Origin of the sequence: Burkholderia theae, assembly GCF_048565265.1 — a bacterium.
Classification (GTDB): Bacteria; Pseudomonadota; Gammaproteobacteria; order Burkholderiales; family Burkholderiaceae; genus Burkholderia; species Burkholderia theae.
Genome location: NZ_CP183461.1, coordinates 1,437,752 through 1,463,506, shown reverse-complemented (window position 1 = coordinate 1,463,506; position 25,755 = coordinate 1,437,752). Strand labels below are relative to the sequence as shown.

Annotated in this window: 25 protein-coding genes and 2 tRNA genes; 10 read left to right on the top strand and 17 right to left on the bottom strand. The window is 65.9% G+C overall.

Going from position 1 to position 25,755, the window contains the following annotated elements; genetic code table 11:
• Positions 1–14: 14 nt before the first annotated feature.
• The 3 genes from ACN22W_RS06850 to ACN22W_RS06840 all read right to left on the bottom strand — a co-directional run bounded on the left by ACN22W_RS06850 (position 15) and on the right by ACN22W_RS06840 (position 1,424).
• A tRNA-Arg gene (locus tag ACN22W_RS06850) sits at positions 15–91 on the bottom strand.
• Between the two features lie 172 nt (positions 92–263).
• Positions 264–1,094 (bottom strand): undecaprenyl-diphosphate phosphatase, encoded by an 831-nt coding sequence (locus tag ACN22W_RS06845; RefSeq protein ID WP_006490581.1) that lies wholly within the window; start codon positions 1,092–1,094, stop codon positions 264–266.
• 222 nt (positions 1,095–1,316) lie between these two features.
• Complete coding sequence (locus ACN22W_RS06840) at positions 1,317–1,424, bottom strand: UDP pyrophosphate phosphatase (RefSeq protein ID WP_196319550.1); 108 nt, start codon at positions 1,422–1,424, stop codon at positions 1,317–1,319.
• Between the two features lie 149 nt (positions 1,425–1,573).
• On the opposite strand from ACN22W_RS06840, the gene ACN22W_RS06835 reads away from it, so the two are divergent.
• From ACN22W_RS06835 to ACN22W_RS06815, 5 genes are all read left to right on the top strand, one after another.
• A complete protein-coding gene (locus tag ACN22W_RS06835) occupies positions 1,574–2,485 on the top strand; it encodes an aldose epimerase (RefSeq protein WP_412022090.1) in 912 nt (303 codons plus the stop codon).
• Positions 2,486–2,617: 132 nt separating this feature from the next.
• Positions 2,618–3,319, top strand: coding sequence for a peptidoglycan DD-metalloendopeptidase family protein (locus ACN22W_RS06830; RefSeq protein WP_419686926.1), 702 nt, complete (start codon positions 2,618–2,620; stop codon positions 3,317–3,319).
• 375 nt (positions 3,320–3,694) lie between these two features.
• A complete protein-coding gene (locus ACN22W_RS06825) occupies positions 3,695–5,314 on the top strand; it encodes an acyl-CoA synthetase (protein ID WP_419686924.1) in 1,620 nt (539 codons plus the stop codon).
• 73 nt (positions 5,315–5,387) lie between these two features.
• Positions 5,388–5,711, top strand: a complete 324-nt coding sequence (locus ACN22W_RS06820) for a DUF2288 domain-containing protein (RefSeq protein ID WP_419686923.1) — start codon at positions 5,388–5,390, stop codon at positions 5,709–5,711.
• 10 nt (positions 5,712–5,721) lie between these two features.
• Positions 5,722–7,110 (top strand): MATE family efflux transporter, encoded by a 1,389-nt coding sequence (locus tag ACN22W_RS06815; RefSeq protein WP_419686921.1) that lies wholly within the window; start codon positions 5,722–5,724, stop codon positions 7,108–7,110.
• Positions 7,111–7,129: 19 nt separating this feature from the next.
• On the opposite strand, the gene ACN22W_RS06810 is transcribed toward ACN22W_RS06815, so the two are convergent.
• Positions 7,130–7,306, bottom strand: a complete 177-nt coding sequence (locus ACN22W_RS06810) for a hypothetical protein (RefSeq protein WP_164992003.1) — start codon at positions 7,304–7,306, stop codon at positions 7,130–7,132.
• A gap of 136 nt (positions 7,307–7,442) precedes the next feature.
• On the opposite strand from ACN22W_RS06810, the gene ACN22W_RS06805 reads away from it, so the two are divergent.
• Positions 7,443–7,613, top strand: a complete 171-nt coding sequence (locus ACN22W_RS06805; protein WP_164992002.1) for a hypothetical protein — start codon at positions 7,443–7,445, stop codon at positions 7,611–7,613.
• Between the two features lie 202 nt (positions 7,614–7,815).
• Here the strand turns inward: ACN22W_RS06805 and ACN22W_RS06800 are convergent, their stop codons facing one another.
• Both ACN22W_RS06800 and sixA read right to left on the bottom strand, forming a co-directional pair.
• Positions 7,816–8,622, bottom strand: coding sequence for a GNAT family N-acetyltransferase (locus ACN22W_RS06800; protein ID WP_193098095.1), 807 nt, complete (start codon positions 8,620–8,622; stop codon positions 7,816–7,818).
• A gap of 170 nt (positions 8,623–8,792) precedes the next feature.
• Positions 8,793–9,254 carry a phosphohistidine phosphatase SixA gene (sixA, locus tag ACN22W_RS06795; RefSeq protein ID WP_048242411.1) on the bottom strand — a complete coding sequence of 154 codons (462 nt, stop codon included), beginning with the start codon at positions 9,252–9,254 and terminating at the stop codon, positions 8,793–8,795.
• Between sixA and ACN22W_RS06790 the strand changes: the two genes are divergently transcribed.
• The 3 genes from ACN22W_RS06790 (at position 9,253) to ACN22W_RS06780 (ending at position 10,125) form a co-directional block, all read left to right on the top strand.
• Positions 9,253–9,378 carry a hypothetical protein gene (locus tag ACN22W_RS06790; RefSeq protein ID WP_412022095.1) on the top strand — a complete coding sequence of 42 codons (126 nt, stop codon included), beginning with the start codon at positions 9,253–9,255 and terminating at the stop codon, positions 9,376–9,378. The two genes, sixA and ACN22W_RS06790, sit on opposite strands and share 2 nt — an antisense overlap.
• A gap of 37 nt (positions 9,379–9,415) precedes the next feature.
• Positions 9,416–9,492 (top strand) — tRNA-Pro (locus ACN22W_RS06785).
• Positions 9,493–9,690: 198 nt separating this feature from the next.
• Positions 9,691–10,125 carry a hypothetical protein gene (locus ACN22W_RS06780; protein ID WP_419686918.1) on the top strand — a complete coding sequence of 145 codons (435 nt, stop codon included), beginning with the start codon at positions 9,691–9,693 and terminating at the stop codon, positions 10,123–10,125.
• An 88-nt stretch (positions 10,126–10,213) separates the two neighbouring features.
• On the opposite strand, the gene ppx is transcribed toward ACN22W_RS06780, so the two are convergent.
• Entirely contained in the window at positions 10,214–11,728 is a 1,515-nt protein-coding gene (ppx, locus tag ACN22W_RS06775; protein ID WP_419686917.1) for an exopolyphosphatase, read from the bottom strand.
• Positions 11,729–12,013: 285 nt separating this feature from the next.
• Here ppx and ppk1 point away from each other — a divergent pair, with 285 nt between their 5' ends.
• On the top strand, positions 12,014–14,077 hold the full coding sequence (ppk1, locus tag ACN22W_RS06770) for a polyphosphate kinase 1 (RefSeq protein ID WP_343491638.1): 2,064 nt from the start codon (positions 12,014–12,016) through the stop codon (positions 14,075–14,077).
• Between the two features lie 118 nt (positions 14,078–14,195).
• Here ppk1 and phoR read toward each other — a convergent pair whose 3' ends face one another.
• From phoR to ftsH, 10 genes are all read right to left on the bottom strand, one after another.
• Positions 14,196–15,515: a phosphate regulon sensor histidine kinase PhoR gene (gene phoR, locus ACN22W_RS06765; RefSeq protein ID WP_419686915.1), complete on the bottom strand. Its 1,320-nt coding sequence runs from the start codon at positions 15,513–15,515 to the stop codon at positions 14,196–14,198.
• Positions 15,516–15,572: 57 nt separating this feature from the next.
• Positions 15,573–16,274: a phosphate regulon transcriptional regulator PhoB gene (gene phoB / locus ACN22W_RS06760; protein ID WP_027787869.1), complete on the bottom strand. Its 702-nt coding sequence runs from the start codon at positions 16,272–16,274 to the stop codon at positions 15,573–15,575.
• Between the two features lie 32 nt (positions 16,275–16,306).
• The gene (gene phoU, locus ACN22W_RS06755; protein WP_129514230.1) at positions 16,307–17,011 is read right to left on the bottom strand and encodes a phosphate signaling complex protein PhoU; all 705 of its coding nucleotides are present in this window, start codon (positions 17,009–17,011) and stop codon (positions 16,307–16,309) included.
• Positions 17,012–17,029: 18 nt separating this feature from the next.
• On the bottom strand, positions 17,030–17,878 hold the full coding sequence (gene pstB, locus ACN22W_RS06750; protein ID WP_419686912.1) for a phosphate ABC transporter ATP-binding protein PstB: 849 nt from the start codon (positions 17,876–17,878) through the stop codon (positions 17,030–17,032).
• Between the two features lie 15 nt (positions 17,879–17,893).
• Positions 17,894–18,787 (bottom strand): phosphate ABC transporter permease PstA, encoded by an 894-nt coding sequence (gene pstA, locus ACN22W_RS06745; protein WP_419686911.1) that lies wholly within the window; start codon positions 18,785–18,787, stop codon positions 17,894–17,896.
• Positions 18,784–19,770: a phosphate ABC transporter permease PstC gene (gene pstC, locus ACN22W_RS06740; protein ID WP_419686910.1), complete on the bottom strand. Its 987-nt coding sequence runs from the start codon at positions 19,768–19,770 to the stop codon at positions 18,784–18,786. The genes pstA and pstC overlap by 4 nt, the downstream gene beginning before the upstream one ends.
• A 94-nt stretch (positions 19,771–19,864) precedes the next feature.
• Positions 19,865–20,899: a phosphate ABC transporter substrate-binding protein PstS gene (pstS, locus tag ACN22W_RS06735; protein ID WP_412022101.1), complete on the bottom strand. Its 1,035-nt coding sequence runs from the start codon at positions 20,897–20,899 to the stop codon at positions 19,865–19,867.
• A gap of 455 nt (positions 20,900–21,354) precedes the next feature.
• Entirely contained in the window at positions 21,355–22,710 is a 1,356-nt protein-coding gene (glmM, locus tag ACN22W_RS06730) for a phosphoglucosamine mutase (RefSeq protein WP_419686909.1), read from the bottom strand.
• Between the two features lie 27 nt (positions 22,711–22,737).
• Positions 22,738–23,679, bottom strand: a complete 942-nt coding sequence (gene folP / locus ACN22W_RS06725; RefSeq protein WP_419686907.1) for a dihydropteroate synthase — start codon at positions 23,677–23,679, stop codon at positions 22,738–22,740.
• A gap of 28 nt (positions 23,680–23,707) precedes the next feature.
• On the bottom strand, positions 23,708–25,606 hold the full coding sequence (gene ftsH, locus ACN22W_RS06720) for an ATP-dependent zinc metalloprotease FtsH (protein WP_129514223.1): 1,899 nt from the start codon (positions 25,604–25,606) through the stop codon (positions 23,708–23,710).
• Positions 25,607–25,755 lie beyond the last annotated feature (149 nt).

The following is a 25,755-nucleotide window of genomic DNA, read 5'->3' as shown; positions in this document are numbered from 1 at the left end:
TCAAGGGACCAAGCTGGCCCGCCCTACACGATTCGAACGTGTGACCTACGGCTTAGAAGGCCGTTGCTCTATCCAACTGAGCTAAGGGCGGTCGAGGAGAAAAGACACGGCCTGACGTGGACCGCATTTGGCACGGAACTTTGAGCAGCGACAGCACCACCACCGAACTCAAAGCCCCGAAACAAAACGGGCCCGGCATGGAGCCGAGCCCGAAATTATACCCGATCATCGCGCCACATCACGCGAGACCGGCCATCGCAGCATCAAACCGGCTGCGGATGCAGCATGAACCAGCCGAGACAGAACACGCCGGCAATCACGCAATACACGCCGAACGACGCGAGGCGGCCGCGCCCTTCGAAATAGCGCATCAGGAACCGCACGCTCAGGTACGCGGCGATCGCCGTCAGCACGCCGCCGAGCAGTGCATCGGCGAGCTGGTCGCGCGCATGGAACAGCTTCGGCAGTTCGAGCACGCCCGCCGCGAAGATGATCGGCGTGCCGAGCAGGAACGAGAATTCCGCGGCCTTCTCCGCCGTCAGCCCGGCGGCATTGCCGGCGATCATCGTCAGCCCGCTGCGCGAGAAACCCGGAATCAGCGCGCCGATCTGCGCGAGGCCCACGAAGAACGCCTGCTTGAACGTCATCTTCTCGGGCGGCTGATGCGCGCGGCTGCGCTGGATGCGATCGCCGAGCCACAGCAGCACGCCGTTCACGATCAGCGCGATCGCGACGATCCGCAGGTCGTGAAACACGCGCTCGATGCGCTTCTCGAGGAGCAGCCCGACGATGCCGGTCGGGATCGTGCCGATGATCAGCGCCCACATCAGGTGTCCATCGTCGTTCTTGCGCCCGCCGAGCTGCGCGAAGAAGCCGCCGATCAGCGCGATCCAGCGCGCGCGGAAGTACCACAGCAGCGCCAGCGCGGTGCCGAGGTGCAGCGCCACGAGGAACGGCAGCAGTTGCGGCGCGTGCTTGTCGATGTGCATGCCGAACAGCGCCGGCACGAGCAGCGTATGGCCAAGGCTGCTGACGGGGAAGAGTTCGGTGACGCCCTGCAGGACGCTCAGGAATACCAGAAACCAGAGGCTCACGCGTCGGTCCTTTTAGTGAAGATTAAGCGGGAAGAATGACGGACGACGCGATGCGCGTCCGAAAAAAACGCGCCCCGATTATGCCGAGCCAGGATTACTGCGCCAAGGCATTTGGCCGGATATTGCGGCAATGCACACAAACGCTTGCAATTTGTAAGCGCACAGAAAGCAAAAAGCCCGCCATTTGCATGGCGGGCCTTTCGACTTCGGCAGGAATTGCCGTCAGCGGCCGAGCTGGTAGAAAAATAATACCGTGCTGCCGGTGAACATGCCGAACAGTGCGAGTCCCATTGCCATTGCCAGATCCATGGCGCCTCCTCGAAGTGTCATGACCCGGCAACTTCACCGGTTTAGATGCATTATCCGGACCGTTGACATTGTCAAAAACTCGCAATTTCCCGAGAAGGGTTTTCCCCAACCGGCCGCGGCCCGATAATGGAGCGCGCCGTGCCCCGTCCACCCGCCCAACCCGATTCGCCATGCCGATCTTCCAGCAACACGACATTCACGAACTTCACGCCGGCCCGTCGCTCGTCCGGGTCGCCCCGCAATTCGGCGGCCGCCTGCTGTCATGGGACATCGACGGCGAACCGGTCATCTTCTGGCCGGAAACGGCCGACTGGAGCAACCTCGCGCGCGTGCGCGGCGGCAATCCGCTGCTGTTCCCGTTCCTCGGCCGCCACCGCGTCGACGGCGAAATCGGCCGCTGGCGCGACGCCGCCGGCGTGGTCCGCGACCTGCCGATGCACGGCTTCGCGCGCGACCTGCCGTTCGCCGCGCAACCGTCGGCCGACGGCACCGCGTTGTCGATGACGCTCGACGCGAACGACGCGCTGCACGCGAGCTACCCGTTCGATTTCCGGTTCGAGACGACCTACCGGCTGGCCGACGCCCACACGCTCGACGTCGCGCTCACGACGACCAATCGCGGCGACACGCCGCTGCCCTACTACGCCGGCCACCATTTCTATTTCGCGTTGCCGCATGGCGAACGCGCCGAAACCACGCTCGAGCTGCCGCCGACGCGCCGCTGCGCGCAGCGCGCGGACGGTTCGATCAGCACGCCCGAGCCGGGCGAAGCCCGTTACCGCCTCGACAATCCGGACATCCTCGATCGCTTCCACTGCCTCGACGGCGAGTCGTCCACGCCGGTGCGCATCGTGATGCCGGGCCGCCGCCGCACGATCGAGATCGCGCTCGACGTGCCGGGCTCGATCCCGTGGTACGCGGTCACGACCTGGACCGAAAAACCGGATTCGGACTTCTACTGCGTCGAGCCGTGGCTCGGCCTGCCGGATGCGATCCACAACGGTCTCGGGCTGCGCATGCTCGCGCCGGGCGCGACCGAAACGGCCACGTTGCGGATTCGCGTCCTCCCGCTCGCCGGCTGATACGCAGCGCGCCGAACCGGCGCGCGACGGCGTCGGCAACGGCCCAAACTGCGGTGTGCGGGTCGAACCCGTTAAAATCGGACATTTTGTGTTGCCTGCCGCGTCATGAGCGGCAGGGTTTTGCGAGGTTCAATGTTCGGAACAACAACGAAGCGACTCTTCGCAGCCGCCTGCGCCGCTCTGCTCGTCGCGTGCGGCTCCGCGCCCGTCGGCCCCGGGTTCTATCGCGTCGAGCGCGGCGACACGCTCTACAAGATCGCGCGCGACAACCGCACGTCGGTGCAGAACGTCGTGCGCTGGAACCAGATGGCGAACCCCGATGCGATCGAAGTCGGCCAGGTGCTGCGCGTCGCGCCGCCGCCCGGCACGTCGACCGCATCGACGCCGTCGACCACCGGCACCGGCAGCGCGGGCCGCGCCCGCCCCGCACCTTCCGCGCCGGTCGAATCGGCCGTCAAGCCGGCCACGAACATCACGCTGATCTGGCCGGCGGCCGGCAATGTGGTCCGCACGTTCGACGGCTCGAAATCGAAGGGCATCGACATCGCGAACTCGCCGGGCACGCCGGTGGTTGCGGCTGCGCCGGGTGTCGTGGTCTATGCGGGCAACGGGCTGCGCGGCTACGGCAACCTGATCATCCTCAAGCACAACGCCGACTACCTGACCGCCTACGCGCACAACCGCGCGCTGCTGGTGAAGGAAGGACAGTCGGTTACGCAGGGGCAGTCGATCGCGGAGATGGGCAACAGCGACAGCGATCGCGTCGCGCTGCATTTCGAGTTGCGTTACGGCGGCCGGTCGATCGATCCGTCGCGCTACCTGCCGGCGCGCTGAGCGCACGGCAATCGACAAGCGTCACGCGATGCCGGCGCGCATCGCGTGCCGTCGCGGCGAAAAACGGGAAAGGTCGAGTCAGCGCTTGCGCAGACGTCCGGTGAAACGGCCGGACAACGGATCGACGTGACGAGCGAACGCTACCAGCACACCGATTCCGATCAGGCTGAACCCCGCAGCTATCAGGAGCAAATCCATGGTCACATCACTGTTTTGTTGTGATCTTATGCGTCATTGTGGAATCGTGCACTGTGCCGTGGCCATTGGACGAGTCCGAATATTCCCTATCAGCAGACACCATTGTGGATTCGTCTGCGTGAAACCCTGATGTAATCCGTTCGCTCGACGCCACGTCGAACACCCAGGAGACACGCGATGCTGCCCGCCGCAAACCGCTACGACGACCTGCTCTCTCGCTTCGCATGGGGCGTTCCGGCGCGCTACAACATCGGCGTGGACGTCTGCGACAAATGGGCCGACGGCAGCGGACGCCTCGCGCTGATTCACGAAACGGCGCAAGGCGACGTTTTCCGCATCTCGTTCGACGACCTGAGGAATGCTTCTAACCGGCTCGCGAACAGCTTTGCGCGCGCCGGCCTGCGACGCGGCGACCGAATCGGCATCTTTCTCGCGCAGGGCCCCGAAACGGCCGTTGCGCATCTCGCCGCGTACAAGCTCGGCGCGATCGCGGTGCCGCTCTTCACGCTGTTCGGCGTCGATGCGCTCGAATACCGGCTCGCGAACAGCGAAGCGGCCGCGCTCGTGACCGACGCGGCCGGCTACGCGAAAATCGCGCCGCTGCGCGCGCAACTGCCGGCACTGCATACCGTCTACTGCATCGGCGACGATGCGCCCGATGCACCGGGCGTGCTGCGCTACGACGCGGCGCTCGCCGCCGAAACACCCGATTTCGTGCCGGCCGATACGGCCGCCGACGATCCAGCGGTGATCATCTATACGTCCGGCACGACGGGCAAACCGAAAGGCGCGTTGCACGCCCATCGCGTGCTACTCGGCCACCTGCCGGGCGTCGAGATGTCGCAGCAGTGCTTCCCGCGCGACGCGCGCCTGTTCTGGACGCCCGCCGACTGGGCATGGATCGGCGGCCTGCTCGACGTGCTGCTGCCGTCATGGCATCACGGCGTGCCGGTGCTTGCCCGCCGCTTCGAGAAGTTCGACGGCGACGCGGCATTCGCGCTGATGGCGCGGCACGGCGTCACCCACGCGTTCCTGCCGCCCACCGCGCTGAAGCTGATGCGCGCCGTCCCGGCACCGCGCGAACGCTACGCGCTGTCGCTGAAATCGGTCGCGAGCGGCGGAGAATCGCTCGGCACCGAGCTGACGGCCTGGGGACGCGACGCGCTCGGCGTGACGATCAACGAGTTCTACGGGCAAACCGAGTGCAACATGGTGCTGTCGTCGTGCGCGGCGCTGTTCGATGCGCAGCCGGGCGCGATCGGCAAGGCGGTGCCCGGCCATGCGGTCGCGATCGTCGACGCGGACGGCACGCCGCTGCCGCCCGGCGTCGAAGGACGCATCGCGGTGCGTCGCCCCGACCCGGTCATGTTCCTCGAATACTGGCGCAACCCCGGCGCGACGCGCGACAAGTTCGCGGGCGACTACCTGCTCACCGGCGATACGGGCGTCATCGACGCCGACGGCTTCGTGCGCTTCGTCGGCCGCGACGACGACGTCATCACCAGCGCCGGCTACCGGATCGGCCCGGGCCCGATCGAGGACTGCCTGCTCACGCATCCGGCGGTGCGGATGGCGGCCGTCGTCGGCGTGCCCGACGCGACGCGCACCGAGATCGTCAAGGCGTTCGTCGTGCTGAACCCCGGCCACGTCGGCGACGAAACGCTCGTCCGCGCGCTGCAGGAACACGTGCGCACGCGGCTCGCCGCACACGAGTATCCGCGCGCGATCGCGTTCGTCGACAGCCTGCCGATGACCGCGACCGGCAAGATCGTGCGCCGCGCGCTGCGCGACGCGTGAGTCGCCCGCCACCCTCGCCGCCCGCCCGGCCGGATGGTTTATAGTGGCGCCACGCAGTCTTTCCAAGAAACCGATGTCCTCTGAACACCCATCCGCCGCGGGCGCGTCGCACAGCCCGCTCTACGCCAAACTCCTCGGCGAAACCGCCAAGATCGACTGGTGCGATCTCGAACGCTTCTTCGCGCAGGGCAAGCTGTTGTCCGTCGTGCGCGACCTCGATCTCGTCAGCGTCGCGGAAGCGGTCGCCAGCGACGATGCCGAGCAGGTCACGCGCTGGCTGTCGGCCGGCCTCGTCGCGCGCATGCCGGCCGAGACCGCCGCCGACTACGCGGCGCGCAACCCCGAGCTGTGGGCGGTAGTCGTCTCGCCGTGGGTCTGCGTGCAGGAACGCGCCTGACGCGTCCGCCATGTCCGAATCCGCGTTACCGCACGGGGCCGGCGCCGGCTCGGCCACCGTCACGCACCGGCGTGTCCTCGCGCTCGCCTTCCCGATCGTCCTGGCGAACCTGACCCAACCGATCCTCGGTGCCGTCGACACGGCCGTCGCCGGCCACCTCGACGGCGCGCAGTATCTCGGCGGCGTCGCGCTTGGCGGGCTGTTCTTCAATTTCGTGTTCTGGGGCTTCGGCTTCCTGCGGATGGGAACGACCGGCCTCGTCGCACAAGCGCATGGCGCCGGCGACGCCATCGGCATTCGGCTGAACCTGCTGCGCGCGCTGATCGTCGCGTTCGCGCTCGGCGCCGCGGTGCTTGCACTGCAGGTGCCGCTGCTGTCGTTCGCGCTGTCCGCGCTCGGCGGCAGCGATGCCGTCCGCGCGACGGCGCTCGCGTACAGCCATGCGCGGATCTGGAGCGCACCGTTCGCGCTCGCGAACTACGTCGTGCTCGGCTACCTGCTCGGCGTGCAGCGCGTCCGGCTCGCGCTGGTCGCGCAGGTGTTCATCAATGCGGTCAACATCGGCGCCGTCTTGCTCTACGTGTACGGCTTCGGCTGGGGCATCGCCGGCATCGGCGCCGCGACCGCCACGGCGGACGCATGCGGCTTCGCGCTCGGCGCGTGGATGCTGTGGCGACTGCGGCCGCGCGGCCTCACGCCGATCGTCGCGCGCGCGCTCGCCGACCGCGTGGCGCTCAAGCGGCTGATCGTACTCAATCGCGACATCTTCCTGCGCACGCTGTGCCTGCTCGGCGCATTCGGCTGGTTCGCGCACCTCGGTGCGAAACAGGGCGACGCGACGCTCGCGGCGAACGCGCTGCTGCTGAATTTCCAGACCTTCATGGCGTACGGCCTCGACGGCTTCGCGCATGCGGCCGAGGCGCTCGTCGGCGCCGCGGCCGGCGCGCGCGACCGCCACGCATTCCGGCAGGCCGTGCGCGTCACGCTGCTCTGGTCAGCGCTCGGCGCACTGCTGTTCGCGCTCGTTTACTGGGCTGCCGGCGGCTGGATCGTCGCGCGCCTGACCGACCAGCCCGAGATCCGCGCGGTCGCGCTGCGCTACCTGCCGTGGGCCGCGATCTCGCCGATCGTGTCGGTCTGGGGCTTCCTGCTCGACGGCGTCTTCATCGGCGCCACGCAAACGCAATCGCTGATGCGCGCGATGGTCGCGTCGTTCTCGATCTTCATCGTGGCCACGCTCGCCGCCGTCGGGACGTTCGGCAATCATGGGCTCTGGTTCGCGCTGCTGCTGTTCATGGCCGCGCGCGGCGCGACGCTCGCGCGCTACCTGCCGGGGCTGCTGCGGCGCATCGGCGCCGACGCGCACGCCGCACCCGCTGCACCCGCCGCACGCGCCTGACCGCGGGCCAGGCCGGCCGTTATTCCGTGGGTTTCGGCGGCGGCGCGTCGAGCATCGTCGGCGGCGTCATGTCGGTCGGCACGCCGTGATAATCGGCCGGATCTTCCGGCGGGTGGCCGCGGCGGGCCTGGTGGGGATCGCTGGAACAGCCGGCGAGGATGAATGCGGCCAGCACGGCCAGCGTGAAACGGGTCATCGGGTATGGCTCCGGAAAACGGCGCGCCCATCGCGCGCAGGGACCGCGCCGAGTCTAGCGGAAATCCTGTTTCGAGGTCGCGCTGCGCATGTCCTACTATGTACGCATGGCGCTGTGCCGAGGAAAGGAGGCTGCCATGACGTCTGAAGAAATTGCGGGCCTGATCGGCCTGTTCATCGGTCTGATGGTGCTCGTCGCGCTGTCGTTCTTCGAGTCGCGCGAATACAAGCGCAGCCATGACGGCGAAGGGATGATCCACCACTGGATGGCGGAACACCACCTGCTCGACTGGCGGCGCAAGCACTGAGCGCCCCGCTGCCGTCCGGCTGTCCCCCGGGACGTTCGCGAACGTGCCACCGCGTGGTGCGGTGGTGATCGCGTCGCGCTGGAATTAACAGGGCCGGATACGCGTACATTGTCCAGATACACAAACGCCGTCGCGTGGCAGTTGCCGCGCGACGGCGTTCGGTTGCGTGCGCCCGGTGCAGGCGCGACGCGCTTCAGACGGCTCAGCCCAGGAAGTGGCGGGCGTAGCGCGCGTTGATGTCGGACAGGCGGAACAGCGTCAGGAAATCCGCGCAGTTGAAGTCGGGATCCCAGGCCGGCGCACCGCAGATCTTCGCACCGAGACGCAGGTAGCCCTTGATCAGCGGCGGCGGCGCCACGACGGTGCCCGTCTGCAGTTCGTCGACCGGCAGTGCCGTGTGCGGGAATGCGCGGTACTCGGGCGCCGTCAGCGAGCTCGTCGCCAGCGACTGGTACAGGTTCGCCGCATAGTGGCCGCCATCGGCCATCGACACGCTCGCGCAGCCGAGCATCGTCTCGTAGCCGTTCTGCATCATGTACGCGCCAAGACCGCCCCACAGCGCCATGATGACGGCGCCGCTGCGGTAGTCGCTGTGCACGCACGAGCGGCCGACTTCGACCATCTTGCCGCGCAGGTGCGTGAGGCGTGACAGGTCGAATTCGCCTTCCGCGTACAGACGGCCGACACGCGCCGCCTGGTGCGGCGGAAGCACGCGATACGTGCCAACGACCTTCAGCGTATCGAGATCACGAACCAGCAGGTGGTCGCAGTACGCATCGAACGGATCGACGTCGAGACCGGAGGGGCCACTGACCTGCGCGCCCATCTCTTCGGCGAACACGCTGTAGCGCAGGCGCTGGGCTTCGCGCAATTCGTCTTCCGTGCGTGCCCACGCGGCGCGCAGGCGGTATTCGGATGTGACGGTTTCGGCAGCGCGCGGCAGGTGGCGCCGCGATGTGTCAAGAGGCAGCGAGGCAAATGGGAGCGTAGGCGTCGGCAGTTCTCGCATTAGGCTTTCCTGGTCGTAAGGAATAGGACGACATGCCCGCCAATGTAGTAATCGGCCGTGACCGTTATGTGGCACGACCGTGTCCTTTCAATGACGTGTCGCCGAAATGACTTTAGCAGAAAGCTTGCGAAACCGTCTGATGAATCCCTTTAACCCCCGTCAGGCCTGCTTCACACCAGTTCCGGCGTCAATACCGCCCGCAGCACGGCCTGCCGGCTGCCGTCACGTGTGCGGCTCGCGAGCCACACCACACCGCCCTTCTTGACGCTCCAGCTGTCGTCGCTGCCGGCGATCAGTTGCGCGGCGACGCTGCCGAGCGTCGGCTGGTGCCCGACGATCACGACCGTCGGTGCGATCCCTTCCGGCCATCCGGCCGCCTCCAGCACGTCGTCGACGCTGCCGCCCGGCGCGAGCGCGTCGACGGTCCGGTACTGGTCGGTCAGCGCCTCGACGGTCTGCACGGTACGGGCCGCCGGGCTCGCGAGGATCAGGGCGTTCGTCTCAAGCCGGCCACGCAGCCATTTGGCCATCGCCTGGGCATCCTTGCGGCCACGGGCGGTCAGTTGGCGCGCGAGATCGCTCGTCGCGTAGTCCTCGGCTTCCGCATGGCGCCACAGGATCAGGTTCATCATGATTTTTCTCCTTGCTTCGGCGAACGGCGCCGGACACCTGCGTCCTGACCGGCCGGTCACCTGCGGATTGTCGCAAATCGCGGCCGATTCGCCGCCGCGGCATTTATCCGCAGATCGCGATTGACCAAATCAGTCATTAGACGATAGAATCTTTGGCTCGTCGGAGCGTAGCGCAGCCTGGTAGCGCATCTGATTTGGGATCAGAGGGTCGTAGGTTCGAATCCTATCGCTCCGACCAAGGATATCAAGGGGTTACGGTTAAACACCGTAGCCCCTTTTCCTTTTCTGGATCGTCGAGTCGATCGCCCGGATTCCCGGCTCGCGGCCATCCGGTCAATTGGCGGGATTGGCCGACGGCACACGCGGCCCGCCCTCAGCCCGCGCACCGCCCTTGCAGGAACACGCGATAATGCGCGTGAACAACCCGCATCCGCGCATGAAAAACAACATTCTCAAGACCATCCTCTGCGCATCGCTGCTCGCGCTCGCGACCGCCGGCACCGCGTCGGCCAAGGCGCTCGACGACGCACTCGACTGCCACTCGAACGGCCACCGGTTCGTCGCACCGCTGCTCGCCGCCGGCGACATCCAGTCGGAACCGATGCACGTCGAATCGAATTCGGTCAACGCATTCCGCACGAGCCGCTCGCTGACGGCCTACGGCTTCGGTGTTTATGTCGTGCTCGGTTACCAGGCGAACGACCCTATCTTCCGTCCGGGCGATGGCGCGCCGATCGGCGACTGGGCCTACGGCGTCGTGGTGCGCGGCACGAAGAGCGCGGTGGAGGAAGCGGTGCGCAAGGCCGGCAGCGACGCGACCGTCAAACAGGCGTTCCCGTTCCTGACCGCGATCGTCTGCTCGTCGGACTGAGCGGGCATCAGGACGGTCACGCGGCACGCCTGAAGGCGCAACGCCGCACCATCCCGTCCGAGCCCTTCCGGACCCCGCTATCGGCCCGTTACGCGCTGGTGTACACCACGCGATACGGAATACCGACCTTCTCCCACTCGGCAGCCTCCTGGCTGAGGCTGTAGTCGGTCAACGGGTTCTGCTCGACCCACGCGCTCGGCAGGCGCACTTCGTACCCGCCCTTCTTCATCTGCGACACGGAAATGTCGGGCAGCCCCGCATCGGTCCGGCGCCGGCACAGCAGCGCCGCGAGCCGCAGGCAGAACAGCAGCGGCCATTCGACCTCGCGCGCCTGCGACAGCTTGCCGAGCTTGCCCGCGTGACCGAGCACGAGCGCGGCGAGCCGCGCCTGGTCCGTGCGCGAAAAACCCGGCATGTCCGCGTTGCTCGTGATATAGGCCGAATGCTTGTGATACGCGCTGTGCGAGATCGACAAGCCGATTTCATGCAGCGCCGCCGCCCAGCCGAGGAACATCCGCCCCTCCTCGGCCGCTTCGTCGTCGGCTTCCTCGAGCTCGTCGTAGAAGCGCGCCGCGAGCGCGCCGATCCGCTCGGCCTGCGCACGATCGACGCCGTAGCGGCGCGTGAAGCCCTCGACGGTCACCGCGCGCATGTCCTCGTGCTGCGTCCGGCCGAGCAGGTCGTACAGCACGCCGAGACGCAGCGCGCCGTCGGTCGTATCGACGTAATCGACACCGAGCTCCTCGAACACCGCGAGCATGATCGCGAGACCGCCCGCGAGCACCGGCACGCGGTCGGGCTTCAGCGCGATCAGCTTCAGCCGGTTGACGTTCTCCGACTTGATCAGCGCGCGCTTCAGGCGCTCGAGACCACCGCGCGAAATGCCGTGCGTGATGCCCGGATCGTTGAAGCCGTTCGCCTCGACGAGCTCCGCGAGCGCACGCGCGGTGCCGGACGAACCGATTGCCTGGTCCCAACCGGCCTTCTTGTATTCGCTGGAAATGATCTGGATCTCGCGCTTGGCCGCGAGTTCGGCCTGCCGCATCGTGTATTCGTCGACGTTGCCGGCCGGAAAGAAGGTGCGGCTGTGGCTCACGCAGCCGATATAGAGACTCTCCATCACGATCGGCGTGTAGTGCGAGCCGATGATGAATTCGGTCGAGCCGCCGCCGATGTCGACGACGAGCCGCTTGCCGGCGCTCGCCGGCACCGAATGCGCGGCGCCCGCATAGATCAGCCGCGCTTCTTCGCGGCCCGCGATCACTTCGATCGGGAAACCGAGCGCCGCTTCGGCCTCGCCGAGAAATTCGCCCGCGTTCTTCGCGACGCGCAGCGTGTTGGTCGCCACCGCGCGCACATGATCGGGATGGAAATCGCGCAAGCGCTCGCCGAACCGCTTGAGCGCCTCCCAGCCACGCTCCTGCGACGCGCGATCGAGCATCTTGTCGCTCGACAGGCCGGCAGCCAGACGGACCGGCTCGCGCAACGCGTCGACGGGATAGATCTGGCTGCCCGCCGGCGTTTCCTCGACGCGACCGACGATCAGCCGGAAGCTGTTCGAGCCGAGATCCACGGCAGCCAGCAAGTGGGGGGTTGTAACCATCAGAATGGGGCTCCGTGCGCGTTCACCCGCGGCAGCCGTCCGGCAACCCAGGTCAATCAATCATCAATCAAAGGCGACATTTTAAGCGTGGAACGCTTGCCATTGCCACGCTTCACGGGCATGCACACTGCTCGATTGTATATAGCCGAAACATTTATGAGACGAAACGGTTGCAGCGTAGAATTTCCCGATATAAAACCATTATCGTCATCAGCACGTCATCGTACCGTGAGAGCTTCCGAGCGTCCTTTCGAATCATCGCCTGAATCACCCCCTACTCTGCCGATGTCCGTCCGTTATCCGCTTCTCAATCGTGAACTCGGCATCCTCGGGTTCAACGAGCGCGTGCTGGCCCAGGCCGCCGATCCGCAAGTCCCGTTGCTCGAGCGCCTTCGCTTCATCTGCATCACCAGCAGCAACCTCGACGAATTCTTCGAAGTCCGGATGGCCGGCCTGCAGGAACAGATCCGCGACAACCCCGGCGCGCTGACGCCCGACGGCATGTCGTTACAGCATGCTTACGATCTGGTCGTCGAACGCGCGCAGCGGCTCGTTCATCGACAGTACACGATGCTGCACGAAACCGTGCTGCCCGCGCTCGAACAGGAAGGCATCTACTTCCATGCGAGCGACACGTGGAACGACGAGCAGCTCGAATGGGCGCGGCACTACTTCCTCGACGAACTGCTGCCCGTGCTGACGCCGATCGGCCTCGATCCGGCGCACCCGTTCCCGCGCGTGCTGAACAAGAGCCTGAACTTCGTCGTTGAGCTCGAAGGCCGCGATGCGTTCGGCCGCCAGGCCGTGATGGGCATCGTGCAGGCGCCGCGCGCACTGCCGCGCGTCGTGCGCATGCCGCACGCGCTGTCGGGTTTCGAGCACGGCTTCGTGCTGCTGAGCTCGTTCATGCAGCGCTTCGTCGGCGAACTCTTCCCGCAACTCGTCGTGAAGAGCTGCAACCAGTTCCGCATCACGCGCAACAGCGAGCTGTTCGTCGACGAGGACGAAATCACGAACCTGCGCGTCGCGCTGCAGGGCGAACTGCCCGCACGCCACCTCGGCAACGCGGTGCGGCTCGAGGTGTCGGCCGACACGCCGGCGCACATCGTGCGGCGCCTGCTCGAGGAAAGCGAACTCGGCGAAAAGGACTGCTATCGCGTGGCCGGGTCCGTGAACCTCGTGCGCCTGATGCAGATTCCCGATCTCGTCGACCGCCCCGACCTGAAATTCGCGCCGTTCGCCGCGTCGACTCCGGCCGCGATCACGAACGCGCCGACGATGTTCGACGCGATCGACAACGGCGACATCCTGCTGCACCACCCGTACGAGAGCTTCCAGCCCGTGCTCGAACTGCTGCAGCAGGCTGCGAAGGATCCGAGCGTCGTCGCGATCAAGCAGACGATCTACCGCACCGGCACCGTTTCGCCGCTGATGGACGCGCTGATGGAAGCCGCGCGCAACGGCAAGGAAGTGACCGTCGTCGTCGAGCTGCTCGCGCGCTTCGACGAGGAAACCAACATCAACTGGGCGTCGCAGCTCGAAGCCGTCGGCGCGCACGTCGTGTACGGCGTGGTCGGCCACAAGTGCCACGCGAAGATGATGCTGATCGTGCGCCGTGTCGTGCAGGCCGGCAAGGCGTCGCTGCGCCGCTACGTGCACCTCGGCACCGGCAACTACCACCCGCGCACGGCGCGCCTCTACACCGACTTCGGGCTGATGACGGCCGACCAGAAGCTCTGCGAGGACGTCCATCACGTGTTCCAGCAACTGACCGGGATCGGCGGCGAACTCACGCTGCACGAGCTGTGGCAGTCGCCGTTCACGCTGCATCCGCGCATCATCGACGCGATCCGCGCGGAGATCGACAATGCGCGTGCCGGCAAACGCGCGCGCGTCGTCGCGAAAATGAATGCGCTGCTGGAGCCGTCGGTGATCGCCGCGCTGTATGAAGCGTCGCAGGCCGGCGTCAAGGTCGACCTGATCGTGCGCGGCGTCTGCGCGCTGAAACCCGGCGTGCCGGGGCTGTCGGAAAACATCACGGTGCGCTCGATCGTCGGCCGCTTCCTCGAGCACCACCGGATCTACTATTTCCACGCGGGCGGCGCCGAGGACGTCTATCTGTCGAGCGCCGACTGGATGGACCGCAACCTGTTCCGCCGCGTCGAAGTCGCGTTCCCGATCCGCGAACGCAAGCTCAAGCGGCGCGTGATCGCCGAAGGCCTGTCGGTGTGTCTCGGCGACAACCAGTCGGCCTGGCAGATGCACAGCGACGGTCACTACCGCCGCCGCCGCGCCGGCAAGACGATCCGCAACGCACAACTCGGGCTGCTCGCGAAGTTCTGCTCGTGAACCGGCCGCGCGGCGCCGGTCGCGTGCCGCACGGCCAATAAAAAAGCGCAGCCTGGGCTGCGCTTTTTTACGGACCACTCATGCCGCCGCGCGCCGAACGAGCGCGGCCGTTACGCGATCATGCCTCGTACGCGGCCGGCCGGATCGCGATGATGCGCGAGCCCGGGAACCGCGCGGTGAACGTGCTACCGCGCCCTTCCTCGCTCTGCACGTACAGGTGCGCATCGTGCCGCTGCAGCACGTGCTTGACGATCGCGAGCCCGAGCCCCGTGCCGCCCGTATCGCGCGAACGGCTGCGGTCGACGCGGTAGAAGCGCTCGGTGAGCCGCGGAAGGTCGGCGGCCGGAATGCCGAAGCCGCTGTCCGTGACGGAAAACACGCCCTGTGCGCCCTCGCGCCGCCACGATACGACGATCTTGCCGCCGTCCGGCGTATAGCGGATCGCGTTCGTGACGAGATTCGCAAACGCGCTGAACAACTCCGTCTGCGCGCCCGTGACACCGAGCGTCTCGTCGATCGAGAACGCGATGTCGTGATGCCCGTTCGACAGCGACTGCGCGTCCTCCTTCAGATGGTCGAACACGGCGCGCATGTCGATCGCGCGATCGACCGGCGGCTTGCTCTCGCCCTCCAGCTTCGCGAGCACCAGCAGGTCGGTGACGATGTGCCGCATCCGCGACGCCTGCTGCTCCATCATCTCGAGATAACGAGCGCGGTCTTCCTCGTTCAGCGGCAGCTCGCGCATCGTCTCGAGAAAACCTGACAACACGGTCAGCGGCGTCTTCAACTCGTGCGACACGTTCGCGACGAAGTCGCGCCGCATCGCGTCGGTACGCTCGAGCTCGGTGATGTCCTGCGTAAGCAGCAGCTTGCGGTTCTCGCCGTACGGAAACACCTGCACGGCCAGCACGTTCTGCCGCGTGCCGCCCATGCCGCGCATCACGAGCGTCTCGTCGTAATGCTGCGCGTTCAGGTAACGGACGAACTCGGGATGGCGTACCAGGTTGGTGATGTGCTGGCGCAGGTCGCGTTTCGCATCGAGGCCGAAATGGACCTCGGCGATCTCGTTGCACCACTCGATCTGGTCGTGGTCGTCGAGCATCGCGACGCCGTTCGGCGACGCCTGGATCGCCTGGATGAAGCGCGAATGCTGCTGTTCGACCTGCCGCACCTGTGCATGCCATTGTTTCGCGAGCTTGTGCAGACGGTAATAGATCTCGCCCCAGATGCCCGGCGCGCTCGGCACCTCGCCGTAGACCGGCGCATCGAGCAGCCGCCACAGACGCTGCGTATGGAAGGTGCTGAAGAAACCCTGCGCGACCAGCATCACGACCACGAACACGAGGCCCGCGGTCGGGCCGGCAAAGACGCCGACCAATACGCCGATCAGCACGAGCAGCACCAGCGACACCAGAAAGCGCGCCCAGATGATGTTCATGATTCAGCGCCCGAAAGAATGAACGGCATGCCGTGGCACACGGCATGCACGAATACGTTACGCGTGCTTGGCGAGCCGGTAGCCGCTGCCGCGCACGGTCTCGATCATCGCATCGCAGCCGGCCGGTTTCAAGGCCGCGCGCAATCGTTTGATATGCACGTCGACGGTGCGCTCCTCGACGAACACGTGGTCGCCCCACACCTGGTCGAGCAGTTGCGTACGGCTGTGCACGCGCTCCGGATGCGTCATGAAGAAATGCAGCAGGCGGAACTCGGTCGGGCCGAGGTCGAGCTTGATCTCGCTGCCTTCCGCATGCGCGGCGACGCGATGGGTGGCCGGGTCGAGGCGCAGCCCGTTGATCGACACGACGTCCTCGGTCAGCTGCGGCGCACGACGGCGCAGCACGGCCTTGATGCGCGCCATCAGTTCCTTCGGCGAGAACGGCTTCGTCACGTAGTCGTCTGCGCCGATCTCGAGGCCGAGCACCTTGTCCTGCTCGTCGCCGCGCGCGGTCAACATGATGATCGGGATGTGTTTGGTCCGTTCGTTGTTGCGCAGGTCGCGCGCGAACGCGATACCGGACTTGCCCGGCAGCATCCAGTCGAGCAGCACGAGATCGGGCAGCACATCGCTGATCAGGTTCTGCGCCTGTTCGGCGTTGTACGCACGGATCGGGCAGTGACCGGCGTGCTGGAGATTCACCGAGATCAGTTCGGAAATCGCGGGCTCATCTTCAACGACGAGAATGTTGCTGGGCATCGGCACCTCTTTTTTTCCTGTACGTTGTCGCGTTAACTGTTGGCTTCACGATCGAGCGTGTCGCGCGGCTGGTGCCGCACGTCGGTGCCCTTCACGATGTAGATGATGAATTCGGCGATGTTCTTCGCGTGGTCGCCGATCCGTTCGATCGCCTTCGCGATGAACAGGTATTCGAGGCCGACCGAGATCGTGCGCGGATCTTCCTGCATGTACGACACGAGCTTGCGCACGAACGCACGGAATTCCAGGTCGATTTCCTTGTCGTCCTTGACGATCTGCGCGGCGGCGACCGTATCGAGGCGCGCGAACGCATCGAGCGCGCGGCGCAGGATCGTCACGGCCATCTCGCCCGACACCTTGATCTCGGCGATGTTGACCGCGCGCGCGGCCGGCTCGTCGACCAGGCGGCGCACGCGCTTCGCGATCTTCTCGGCTTCGTCGCCGGCACGCTCGAGGTTCGTAATCGTTTTCGAAATCGACATCAAAAGACGCAGGTCGCGCGCGGCAGGCTGCCTCCGCGCGATGATGTTGCCGCACTCCTGGTCGATGTCGACTTCCATCGCGTTCAGCGTTTCCTCGGCCGCGATCACCTTCTCCGCCGCATCGCGATCGAATTCGTTCAGCGCGTACATCGCACCGACGATCTGCGACTCGACGAGGCCGCCCATTTCCAGCACTTTCGACGACACGGCATTCAGGTCCGCGTCGAACTGGCTCGACAGATGTTTATCCGACATGGCTGTTGTTCTCCGTCATCAGCCGAAGCGGCCGGTGATGTAGTCTTCCGTTTCCTTGCGCACCGGCTTGATGAAGATCTTTTCGGTCTCGCCGAACTCGATCAGCTCGCCCAGGTACATGTAGGCCGTGAAATCCGAGCAGCGCGCGGCCTGCTGCATGTTGTGCGTGACGATCACGACCGTGTAGTCGCTCTTCAGCTCCGCGATCAGCTCCTCGATGCGGCCGGTCGAGATCGGGTCGAGCGCCGAGCACGGCTCGTCGAGCAGCAGCACTTCCGGACGGATCGCGATGCCGCGCGCGATGCACAGACGCTGCTGCTGGCCACCCGAGAGGCCGTAGCCGCTCTGGCCCAGCTTGTCCTTCACTTCGTTCCACAGCGCGGCCTTCGTGAGCGCCCACTCGACCCGGTCGTCCATTTCCGAGCGCGTGAGCTTCTCGAACATCTTCACGCCGAACGCGATGTTGTCGTAGATCGACATCGGGAACGGGGTCGGCTTCTGGAACACCATGCCGATACGCGCGCGCAGCAGCGAGATATCGCGCTTCGTCGTCAGCAGGTTCTCGCCGTCCATCAGGATTTCGCCTTCGGCGCGCTGCTCCGGATAGAGCGCGAACATCTTGTTGAACGTGCGCAGCAGCGTCGACTTGCCGCAGCCCGACGGGCCGATGAACGCCGTCACCTTCCCTTCGGGAATGCGCAGGTTGATGTTCTTCAGCGCATGGAACTTGTTGTAGAAGAAGTTGAGGTTGTTGACCTCGATCTTCGCGTTCAGCGGCTCGAGCGGGCGGCCGTTCGCCGCTTCTTGCGTGCCGGCGGGCGCCACAGTGCGCTCGACAGGATTCAGGTGGCTTTCTGCCATATTCATCGGATTGCTCCGCCGTTACTTTTTCGAGAAGATCGAGCGCGCCAGGATATTCAGTCCGAGCACCCCGAGCGTAATCAGGAACACGCCCGCCCATGCGAGCGACTGCCATTCCGCGAACGGGCTCATCGCGAACTTGTAGATCGTCACGGGCAGGTTCGCCATCGGCTGGCTCATGTCCCACGAGAAGAACTGGTTCGACAGCGCGGTGAACAGCAGCGGCGCCGTTTCGCCGGCGATCCGCGCGACCGCAAGCAGCACGCCCGTGATGATGCCGCCCACCGATGCGCGCAGCGTGATCTTCAGCACCATCCGCCACTTCGGCGTGCCGAGCGCGAACGCTGCTTCGCGCAGCGCGTTCGGCACGAGCTTCAGCATGTTCTCGGTCGTGCGGATCACGATCGGAATCTGCAGCAGCGCGAGCGCGATGACGCCGGCCCAGCCCGAGAAGCGCCCCGACTTCGCGACGACGAGCGCGTACACGAACAGGCCGATGACGATCGACGGCGCCGACAGCAGGATGTCGTTGATGAAGCGGATCGTGCTCGCCAGCAGGTTCTTCTGTCCGTACTCGGCGAGATAGACGCCCGCGAGGATGCCGATCGGCGTGCCGACCAGCGTGCCGAAACCGCACAGCAGCAGGCTGCCGACGATCGCGTTCGCGAGACCGCCGCCTTCGGTGTTCGGTGCCGGCGTCGATTCGGTGAACAGCTGCAGCGACAGGCCGCCGATACCGAGGTGCAGCGTCGTGTACAGGATCCACACGAGCCACAGCAGGCCGAACGCCATTGCGCCGAGCGATGCGGCGAGCGCGATCGCGTTGACGACCTTGCGCTTGCGCTGCAGGCGCTCGCGCATCGCTTCGAGCACGGCGCCGTTCGGCCCCGGGAAATTCATGATGGGCTCGCTCATTTCTTGCCCTCTCCCTTCTCGAGGCGAAGCAGCAGCAGTTTGGAGATGGACAGCACGATGAACGTGATCACGAACAGGATCAGGCCGAGTTCCATCAGCGCGGACGTATGCAGGCCCGGCTGCGCTTCCGCGAATTCGTTCGCGAGCGCCGACGTGATGCTGTTGCCCGGCGCGAACAGCGACACGCTGTCGAGCAGGTTCGTGTTACCGATCACGAACGTCACGGCCATCGTTTCGCCGAGCGCACGGCCGAGGCCGAGCATCACGCCGCCGATCACGCCGGTCTTCGTATAGGGCAGCACGACCTTCCACATCACTTCCCAGGTCGTGCAGCCGATCCCGTAGGCCGATTCCTTCAGCAGCACGGGCGTGACCTCGAACACGTCGCGCATCACCGACGCGATGTACGGGATGATCATGATCGCGAGGATCACGCCGGCCGCGAGAATACCGATGCCGATCGGCGGGCCGGCGGTCAGCGGACCGAGCACCCACACGTCCTTGAACAGACGGCCGAGCGGCTTCTGGAAGTATTCGGCGAAGATCGGCGCGAACACCAGCAGCCCCCACATGCCGTACACGATCGACGGGATCGCGGCGAGCAGCTCGATCGCGATGCCGAGCGGACGGCGCAGCCACACGGGCGACAGCTCGGTGAGGAACAGGGCGATGCCGAAACTGACGGGCACCGCGATGACGAGCGCAATGACCGACGTCACGATCGTGCCGTAGATCGGCACGAGTGCGCCGTAGATGTCCGAGTTGGGATCCCACTCGGATTGCCACAGGAAGCCGAGGCCGAACTTCTGGATGGTCGGCAACGACGCAATGATCAGGGAAACGATGATCCCGCCCAGCAGCAGCAGGGTCACGATCGCGGCGAGCCGTGCGAGGCCACCGAATACAACGTCCCCGAGACGGCTCGGCGCGTGTTGCTGCGCAACGTCGGCGGACCGTGAGGACGTATAGGAAATATCAGACATGGGTGCCTGCTTTTGAGTGCCGGGCGCCGTAACGCCCGGCTTTACCGCACACACTGCCCGACCGGCGCGGTCGGGCAGCGAACCGCTGCATTGCTTACTCGGCGGCGACCGACTTGCCCGATGCGTCCGTCACCTTCGCCTTCCACTGCTTGCGGATTTCCGTCTCCACCGCCGGCGGCAGCGAGATGTAGTCGAGGCTGTCAGCAGCCTTCTCGCCGTTCTTGAACGCCCAGCTGAAGAACTTCAGCGTTTCCGCGCCCTGCTCCGGCTTGTCCTGCTTCGCGTGCAGCAGCACGAACGTCGCGCCGACGACCGGCCATGCTTCCTTGCCCGGCTGGTTCGTCAGGATCTGGTAGAACGACTTCGACCAGTTCGCGCCGGCAGCAGCGGCCTTGAACGTTTCCGTCTTCGGCTCGACCACCGTGCCCGTCGAGTTCTTCAGCGCGGTGTAGACCATGTTGTTCTTCTTCGCGTACGCCCACTCGACGTAGCCGATCGCGCCCGGCAGGCGCTGCACGAAGGCCGCGACGCCGTCGTTGCCCTTGCCGCCCGTGCCCGTCGGCCAGTTGACCGTCGTGCCTTCGCCGATCTTCGACTTCCAGTCTTCGTTGACCTTCGACAGGTAGTTCGTCCAGATGAAGCTCGTGCCCGAACCGTCAGCACGGCGAACGACTGCGATGTCCGTATCCGGCAGCTTGACCTTCGGGTTCAGCGCGGCGATCGCCGGGTCGTTCCACTTCTTGATCTTGCCGAGGTAGATGTCGCCGAGCACCGGGCCCGACAGCGTCAGCTCGCCTGCCTTCACGCCCGGCACGTTGACGACCGGCACCACGCCGCCCACCACCGTCGGGAACTGGAACAGGCCTTCCTTCGCGAGCTCGTCATCCTTCAGCGGAGCGTCCGAACCGGCAAAATCGACCGTCTTCGCGACGATCTGCTTCAGGCCGCCCGACGAACCGATACCTTGATAGTTGACCTTTGCACCGCCGGTCTGCTGATAGTCAGCAGCCCATTTCGTATAGATCGGCATCGCGAACGTGCTGCCTGCGCCCGTGATGTCGGCGGCTTGCGCGGCAACGGCGAAAAGCGCGCCAGCCAGGCCGGCAATCGCGGTTTGCATCAATTTCATGAGACCTCCAGTGTGTGAGCGGATGACTACGGCACCGCGAAGGTTAGGGGCTCCTCATGACGGTAATGTGACAATCGATGAAACTGGCGTGACAGTAACATGACTGGTTGAAAGGCAGTAGCGGGTAAGGCGCGGGCGGCGCCTGGGCGGCGTCGGTACGGCGATGGCGGCAAGAATTGCCTGCCTGGCGGGGATGATGCGAACACCCGTTTGAAGGATGTGCGGATGGATCGTAGCGCAGCGTCGGCGGCACGGGAAGCCCCTGCCCGCGGCGAGCGCGATATAAGGGGTCTGAAGATTTTCCCGGTCACGCAATGCGTTTGTCGAGACACTCCTCTATTAGATAGCGCAAACCTTTGCGTCTGACGAAATTGCGGCGCCCTGAAGGCGCCGCATGCCGGTTCACCGGGGAGCCGGCGCGGGGCGGCCGAACCGCCCCGTGCCACTGCCGTGCGTCAAGTTGTCGCGGCGCGCACCGCGTCGGCAATCGTCTCCGCATGGCGAACCGCATCGGCCGCCTGCTGCGCTTCGACCATCACGCGCAGCACGGGCTCCGTGCCCGATGCGCGGATCAGCACACGGCCGCTGCCGGCGAGCGCGGCTTCGGCTGCATCGATCGCGGCGCGAATCGACGTGCTGCCCTTCCAGTCGGCGCCCGGCTTCATCCGCACGTTGATCAGCTTCTGCGGGAACAGCGTGACGCCATCGAGCATCTGCGAGAGCGTCCGGCCGCTGCGCTTCAGCGCGGCCAGCACCAGCAGCGCCGACACGATGCCGTCGCCGGTCGAATGTCGGTCGAGCGACAGGATGTGGCCCGAGCCTTCCGCGCCGAGCTGCCAGCCGTGCTCGCGCAACTGCTCGAGCACGTAGCGGTCGCCGACCGCCGCACGGACGAACTTCACGCCCTCGCGCTGCAGCGCGACTTCGACGGCGAGGTTCGTCATCAGCGTGCCGACCGCGCCGTCGACCTTGCCGTCGGTCGCGATCCGGTCCTTCACGAGCACGTAGAGCAGTTCGTCGCCGTTGTACAGGCGGCCAGCCGCGTCGACGACCTGCAGGCGGTCGGCGTCGCCGTCGAGCGCAATGCCGAGGTCGGCGTGGTTCGCACGCACCGCGCGCACCAGCGCGTCAGGCGCGGTCGCGCCGACGCCGTCGTTGATGTTGAAGCCGTTCGGCGCGACGCCGATCGGGATCACGTCCGCGCCGAGCTCGTGGAACACGTGCGGCGCGATCTGGTACGCGGCGCCGTGCGCGCAATCGATCACGAGCTTCAGCCCGCGCAGGTCGAACGCGGCCGGGAACGTGCTCTTGCAGAACTCGATGTAGCGCCCGGCCGCGTCGTCGAGGCGGCGCGCCTTGCCGAGGCCGTCGGACGGCGCGCATTCGAGCGGCTTGTCGAGCCACGCTTCGATCGCGGCTTCGGTGTCGTCGGGCAGCTTGTTGCCGTCGGCGGAGAAAAACTTGATCCCGTTGTCGTGATACGGGTTGTGCGACGCGCTGATCACGACACCGGCAGACAGGCGCAGTGCGCGCGTCAGATACGCGACGCCCGGCGTCGGCATCGGGCCGGCCAGCATCACGTCGACGCCGGCCGCCGAGAATCCGGCCTCGAGCGCGGCCTCGAGCATGTAGCCCGACACGCGCGTGTCCTTGCCGATCAGCACGGTCGGACGCGAGCCTGCCGTGACATCGGCCGCGCCGGCCAGTACCTTGCCGGCCGCATAACCGAGGCGCAATACGAAATCCGGTGTGATAGGCGCGTCACCTACCGTGCCGCGAATGCCGTCCGTGCCGAAATATCGACGTCCCATGGGGTCCTTCCTCCTTCGTCTTCTGACTTATCGTTGCCGCGCGGCTGCGCGCACGGCATTCCAGATTTTCAGTGCATCGACCGTCGCCGCGACGTCGTGCACGCGCACGATCGCCGCACCGCGTTCGACCGCGCACAATGCGGCCGCCACGCTCGCCGCGACGCGCTCCATCGGCGGCTTGCCGCCGATGACCGCGCCGAGCATCGACTTGCGCGACATGCCTGCGAGTATCGGATAAGCGCGCCCGTCGGGCCGCGCGGGCGCCGTGTCCGGCAACGCGGCCAGCAGCGCATAGTTATCGTCGACGACCGCCTTGCCGAACCCGAAGCCGGGATCGACGCAGATCCGCTCCGGCGCGATGCCCGCATCGCGCAGCGCCTGCGCGCGCGCGGCGAGAAAATCGCGCACGTCGGTCACGACATCGTCGTAGTCGGGCTCGCCGACCTGCATCGTCTGCGGCTCGCCGAGCATGTGCATCGCGCACAGCCCGCTGTTGCCGTCGCGCACCGCGTCGATCGCGCCCGGCTGGCGGAACCCCCAGATATCGTTGATCAGGTCCGCGCCGGCAGCCAGCGCCGCGCGCATCACGGCCGGCTTGTAGGTGTCGACCGACAGCGGCACGTTCAGCGGCCGCAGCGCCTCGACAAGCGGGATCACGCGCGCGAGCTCCTCGTCGAGCGGCACGGGCGGCGCGCCGGGGCGCGTCGATTCGCCGCCGATATCGAGGAGGTCGGCACCGTCGGCAATCATCCGCTCGGCCTGGCGCAGCGCATCGTCGCGCGCGAGGAAGCGGCCGCCGTCGGAGAACGAATCGGGCGTTGCGTTAAGGATGCCCATCACGAGCGGGCGTTCGAACGTCAGCTCGAAGCGGCCGCAGCGCAGCGGCGCGGGAATGAACGGCGAAACAGCGAAATCGGACACGAGCGACTGGCGTGGATGAATGCAAAACGGGCCGGTGTGAAGCCACACCAGCCCGTGAACGGTACTAAAGCGGAGACTATGCCGCCGGCGAAGCAGGCGCCGGTGCGTTGCCGGGCTTGACCTCGGCGCTGCTGCCACCGCCCGACGAATCGCCGCCGACAGCCGGCGAGCTCTTCGGCGAGCGCGGCGGACGGCCTTCCATGATGTCGTTGATCTGATCGGCGTCGATCGTCTCCCACTCCATCAGCGCGGCCGTCATCGCTTCGACCTTGTCGCGGTTTTCGTCCAGCAGGCGCCGCGCGAGGTTGTACTGATCGTCCAGCACGCGGCGGATTTCCGCGTCGACCTTCTGCTGCGTCGCTTCCGAGATCGTGCGCGTGAAACCACGGCCGAACGGCGATGCATCGTTCTCGTCGTCGACGTAGACCATCGGCCCGAGTGCATCGGTCATGCCGAAACGGGCGACCATCGCACGTGCCGTCTGCGTTGCCTTGTTGAAGTCGTCCGATGCGCCGGTGCTGACGAGATTCATGAACAGCTCTTCCGCCACCCGGCCACCGAACAGGATCGCGAGGCGGTCCAGCAGGTAGTCCTTCGAATACGTCTCGTTGTCATGCTCCGGCAACTGCCACGTGACACCCAGCGCACGGCCGCGCGGAATGATCGTGACCTTGTGCACGGGGTCGGCCTTCGGCAGCAGCTTCGCCACCACCGCGTGGCCCGACTCGTGGTACGCGGTCGCACGCTTCGCTTCCTCGCGGATCACGGCCGACTTGCGCTCCGGACCCATGAAGATCTTGTCCTTCGCGTCCTCGAAATCCTGCATCTCGACGATGCGCTTGCCACGGCGTGCGGCGAACAGCGCCGCTTCGTTCACGAGGTTCGCGAGATCGGCACCCGAGAAGCCCGGCGTGCCGCGCGCGATGACTGCCGCATCGACGTCGTTCGAGATCGGTACCTTGCGCAGGTGCACGCGCATGATCTGTTCGCGGCCGCGGATATCCGGCAGACCGACGTAGACCTGGCGGTCGAAACGGCCCGGACGCAGCAGCGCCTTGTCGAGCACGTCGGAACGGTTGGTCGCGGCGATCACGATCACGCCCGAGTTCGCCTCGAAGCCGTCCATCTCGACGAGCATCTGGTTCAGCGTCTGTTCGCGCTCGTCGTTGCCGCCGCCCATGCCGGCGCCGCGATGACGGCCGACCGCGTCGATTTCGTCGATGAACACGATGCACGGCGCATGCTTCTTCGCCTGCTCGAACATGTCGCGCACACGAGCCGCGCCGACGCCGACGAACATTTCGACGAAGTCCGAACCCGAGATGCTGAAGAACGGCACCTTCGCTTCACCCGCGATCGCGCGGGCCAGCAGCGTCTTGCCGGTACCCGGCGGGCCGACGAGCAGCACGCCGCGCGGAATGCGACCGCCCAGCTTCTGGAATTTCTGCGGATCGCGCAGGAAGTCGACGAGCTCGGACACTTCTTCCTTCGCTTCGTCGCAGCCCGCGACGTCGGAGAAGTTCACCGCGTTGTTGTTCTCGTCGATCAGCCGCGCTCGCGACTTGCCGAACGAGAAGGCACCGCCTTTCCCGCCACCCTGCATCTGCCGCATCATATAGAACCAGAACACGATGATCAGGATCGTCGGCCCGAGGTAGTACAGCGCGGACATCAGCGCGTTCGGCTCATCGTCGGCCTTGCCGCTGACCTGCACGCCGTACTTCATCAGATCGCCGACCATCCAGATGTCGCCGGGCGACACGATCTGGTATTTCTGGCCATCAGCCGGAGTGACGGTGAGGTTGCGCCCCTGAACGATGACGTTCTTGACCTTGCCGCTCTTGGCATCGTCCATGAACTGCGAATAGGACACGCCTTCCTGAACGCGGGGCTTGTCGAACTGCTTGAACACCGTAAACAGCACCAGTGCGATCACCAGCCACACCGCTGCCTTCGAAAACATATTGTTGTTCAAAGCACCACTCCTTCACTCGTAGACGAGCGCCTACATTTTCCTTGCGGCGCCCCTCGGTCATTCTAATCCAGTCCGACCACCCTCGCCATAAGCATTGACAACCGCCGCGATAGCGCTTCGCTTGTCTGGCAAGGGCCGGAGCCCGTTTG

Bases quoted from the DNA above. Each gene is read 5' to 3' on its own strand.
- ppx (WP_419686917.1), bottom strand. From the start codon at position 11,728: ATGGTTACAACCCCCCACTTGCTGGCTGCCGTGGATCTCGGCTCGAAC.
- phoB (WP_027787869.1), bottom strand. From the start codon at position 16,274: ATGCCCAGCAACATTCTCGTCGTTGAAGATGAGCCCGCGATTTCCGAA.
- ACN22W_RS06835 (WP_412022090.1), top strand. From the start codon at position 1,574: ATGCCGATCTTCCAGCAACACGACATTCACGAACTTCACGCCGGCCCG.
- ppk1 (WP_343491638.1), top strand. From the start codon at position 12,014: ATGTCCGTCCGTTATCCGCTTCTCAATCGTGAACTCGGCATCCTCGGG.
- pstB (WP_419686912.1), bottom strand. From the start codon at position 17,878: ATGAATATGGCAGAAAGCCACCTGAATCCTGTCGAGCGCACTGTGGCG.
- phoU (WP_129514230.1), bottom strand. From the start codon at position 17,011: ATGTCGGATAAACATCTGTCGAGCCAGTTCGACGCGGACCTGAATGCC.
- pstS (WP_412022101.1), bottom strand. From the start codon at position 20,899: ATGAAATTGATGCAAACCGCGATTGCCGGCCTGGCTGGCGCGCTTTTC.
- sixA (WP_048242411.1), bottom strand. From the start codon at position 9,254: ATGATGAACCTGATCCTGTGGCGCCATGCGGAAGCCGAGGACTACGCG.
- pstA (WP_419686911.1), bottom strand. From the start codon at position 18,787: ATGAGCGAGCCCATCATGAATTTCCCGGGGCCGAACGGCGCCGTGCTC.
- ACN22W_RS06815 (WP_419686921.1), top strand. From the start codon at position 5,722: ATGTCCGAATCCGCGTTACCGCACGGGGCCGGCGCCGGCTCGGCCACC.
- ACN22W_RS06790 (WP_412022095.1), top strand. From the start codon at position 9,253: ATGATTTTTCTCCTTGCTTCGGCGAACGGCGCCGGACACCTGCGTCCT.
- ACN22W_RS06830 (WP_419686926.1), top strand. From the start codon at position 2,618: ATGTTCGGAACAACAACGAAGCGACTCTTCGCAGCCGCCTGCGCCGCT.
- ACN22W_RS06810 (WP_164992003.1), bottom strand. From the start codon at position 7,306: ATGACCCGTTTCACGCTGGCCGTGCTGGCCGCATTCATCCTCGCCGGC.
- ACN22W_RS06800 (WP_193098095.1), bottom strand. From the start codon at position 8,622: ATGCGAGAACTGCCGACGCCTACGCTCCCATTTGCCTCGCTGCCTCTT.
- ACN22W_RS06820 (WP_419686923.1), top strand. From the start codon at position 5,388: ATGTCCTCTGAACACCCATCCGCCGCGGGCGCGTCGCACAGCCCGCTC.
- pstC (WP_419686910.1), bottom strand. From the start codon at position 19,770: ATGTCTGATATTTCCTATACGTCCTCACGGTCCGCCGACGTTGCGCAG.
- ACN22W_RS06780 (WP_419686918.1), top strand. From the start codon at position 9,691: ATGAAAAACAACATTCTCAAGACCATCCTCTGCGCATCGCTGCTCGCG.
- phoR (WP_419686915.1), bottom strand. From the start codon at position 15,515: ATGAACATCATCTGGGCGCGCTTTCTGGTGTCGCTGGTGCTGCTCGTG.
- ACN22W_RS06805 (WP_164992002.1), top strand. From the start codon at position 7,443: ATGACGTCTGAAGAAATTGCGGGCCTGATCGGCCTGTTCATCGGTCTG.
- ACN22W_RS06825 (WP_419686924.1), top strand. From the start codon at position 3,695: ATGCTGCCCGCCGCAAACCGCTACGACGACCTGCTCTCTCGCTTCGCA.
- ACN22W_RS06840 (WP_196319550.1), bottom strand. From the start codon at position 1,424: ATGACACTTCGAGGAGGCGCCATGGATCTGGCAATGGCAATGGGACTC.
- glmM (WP_419686909.1), bottom strand. From the start codon at position 22,710: ATGGGACGTCGATATTTCGGCACGGACGGCATTCGCGGCACGGTAGGT.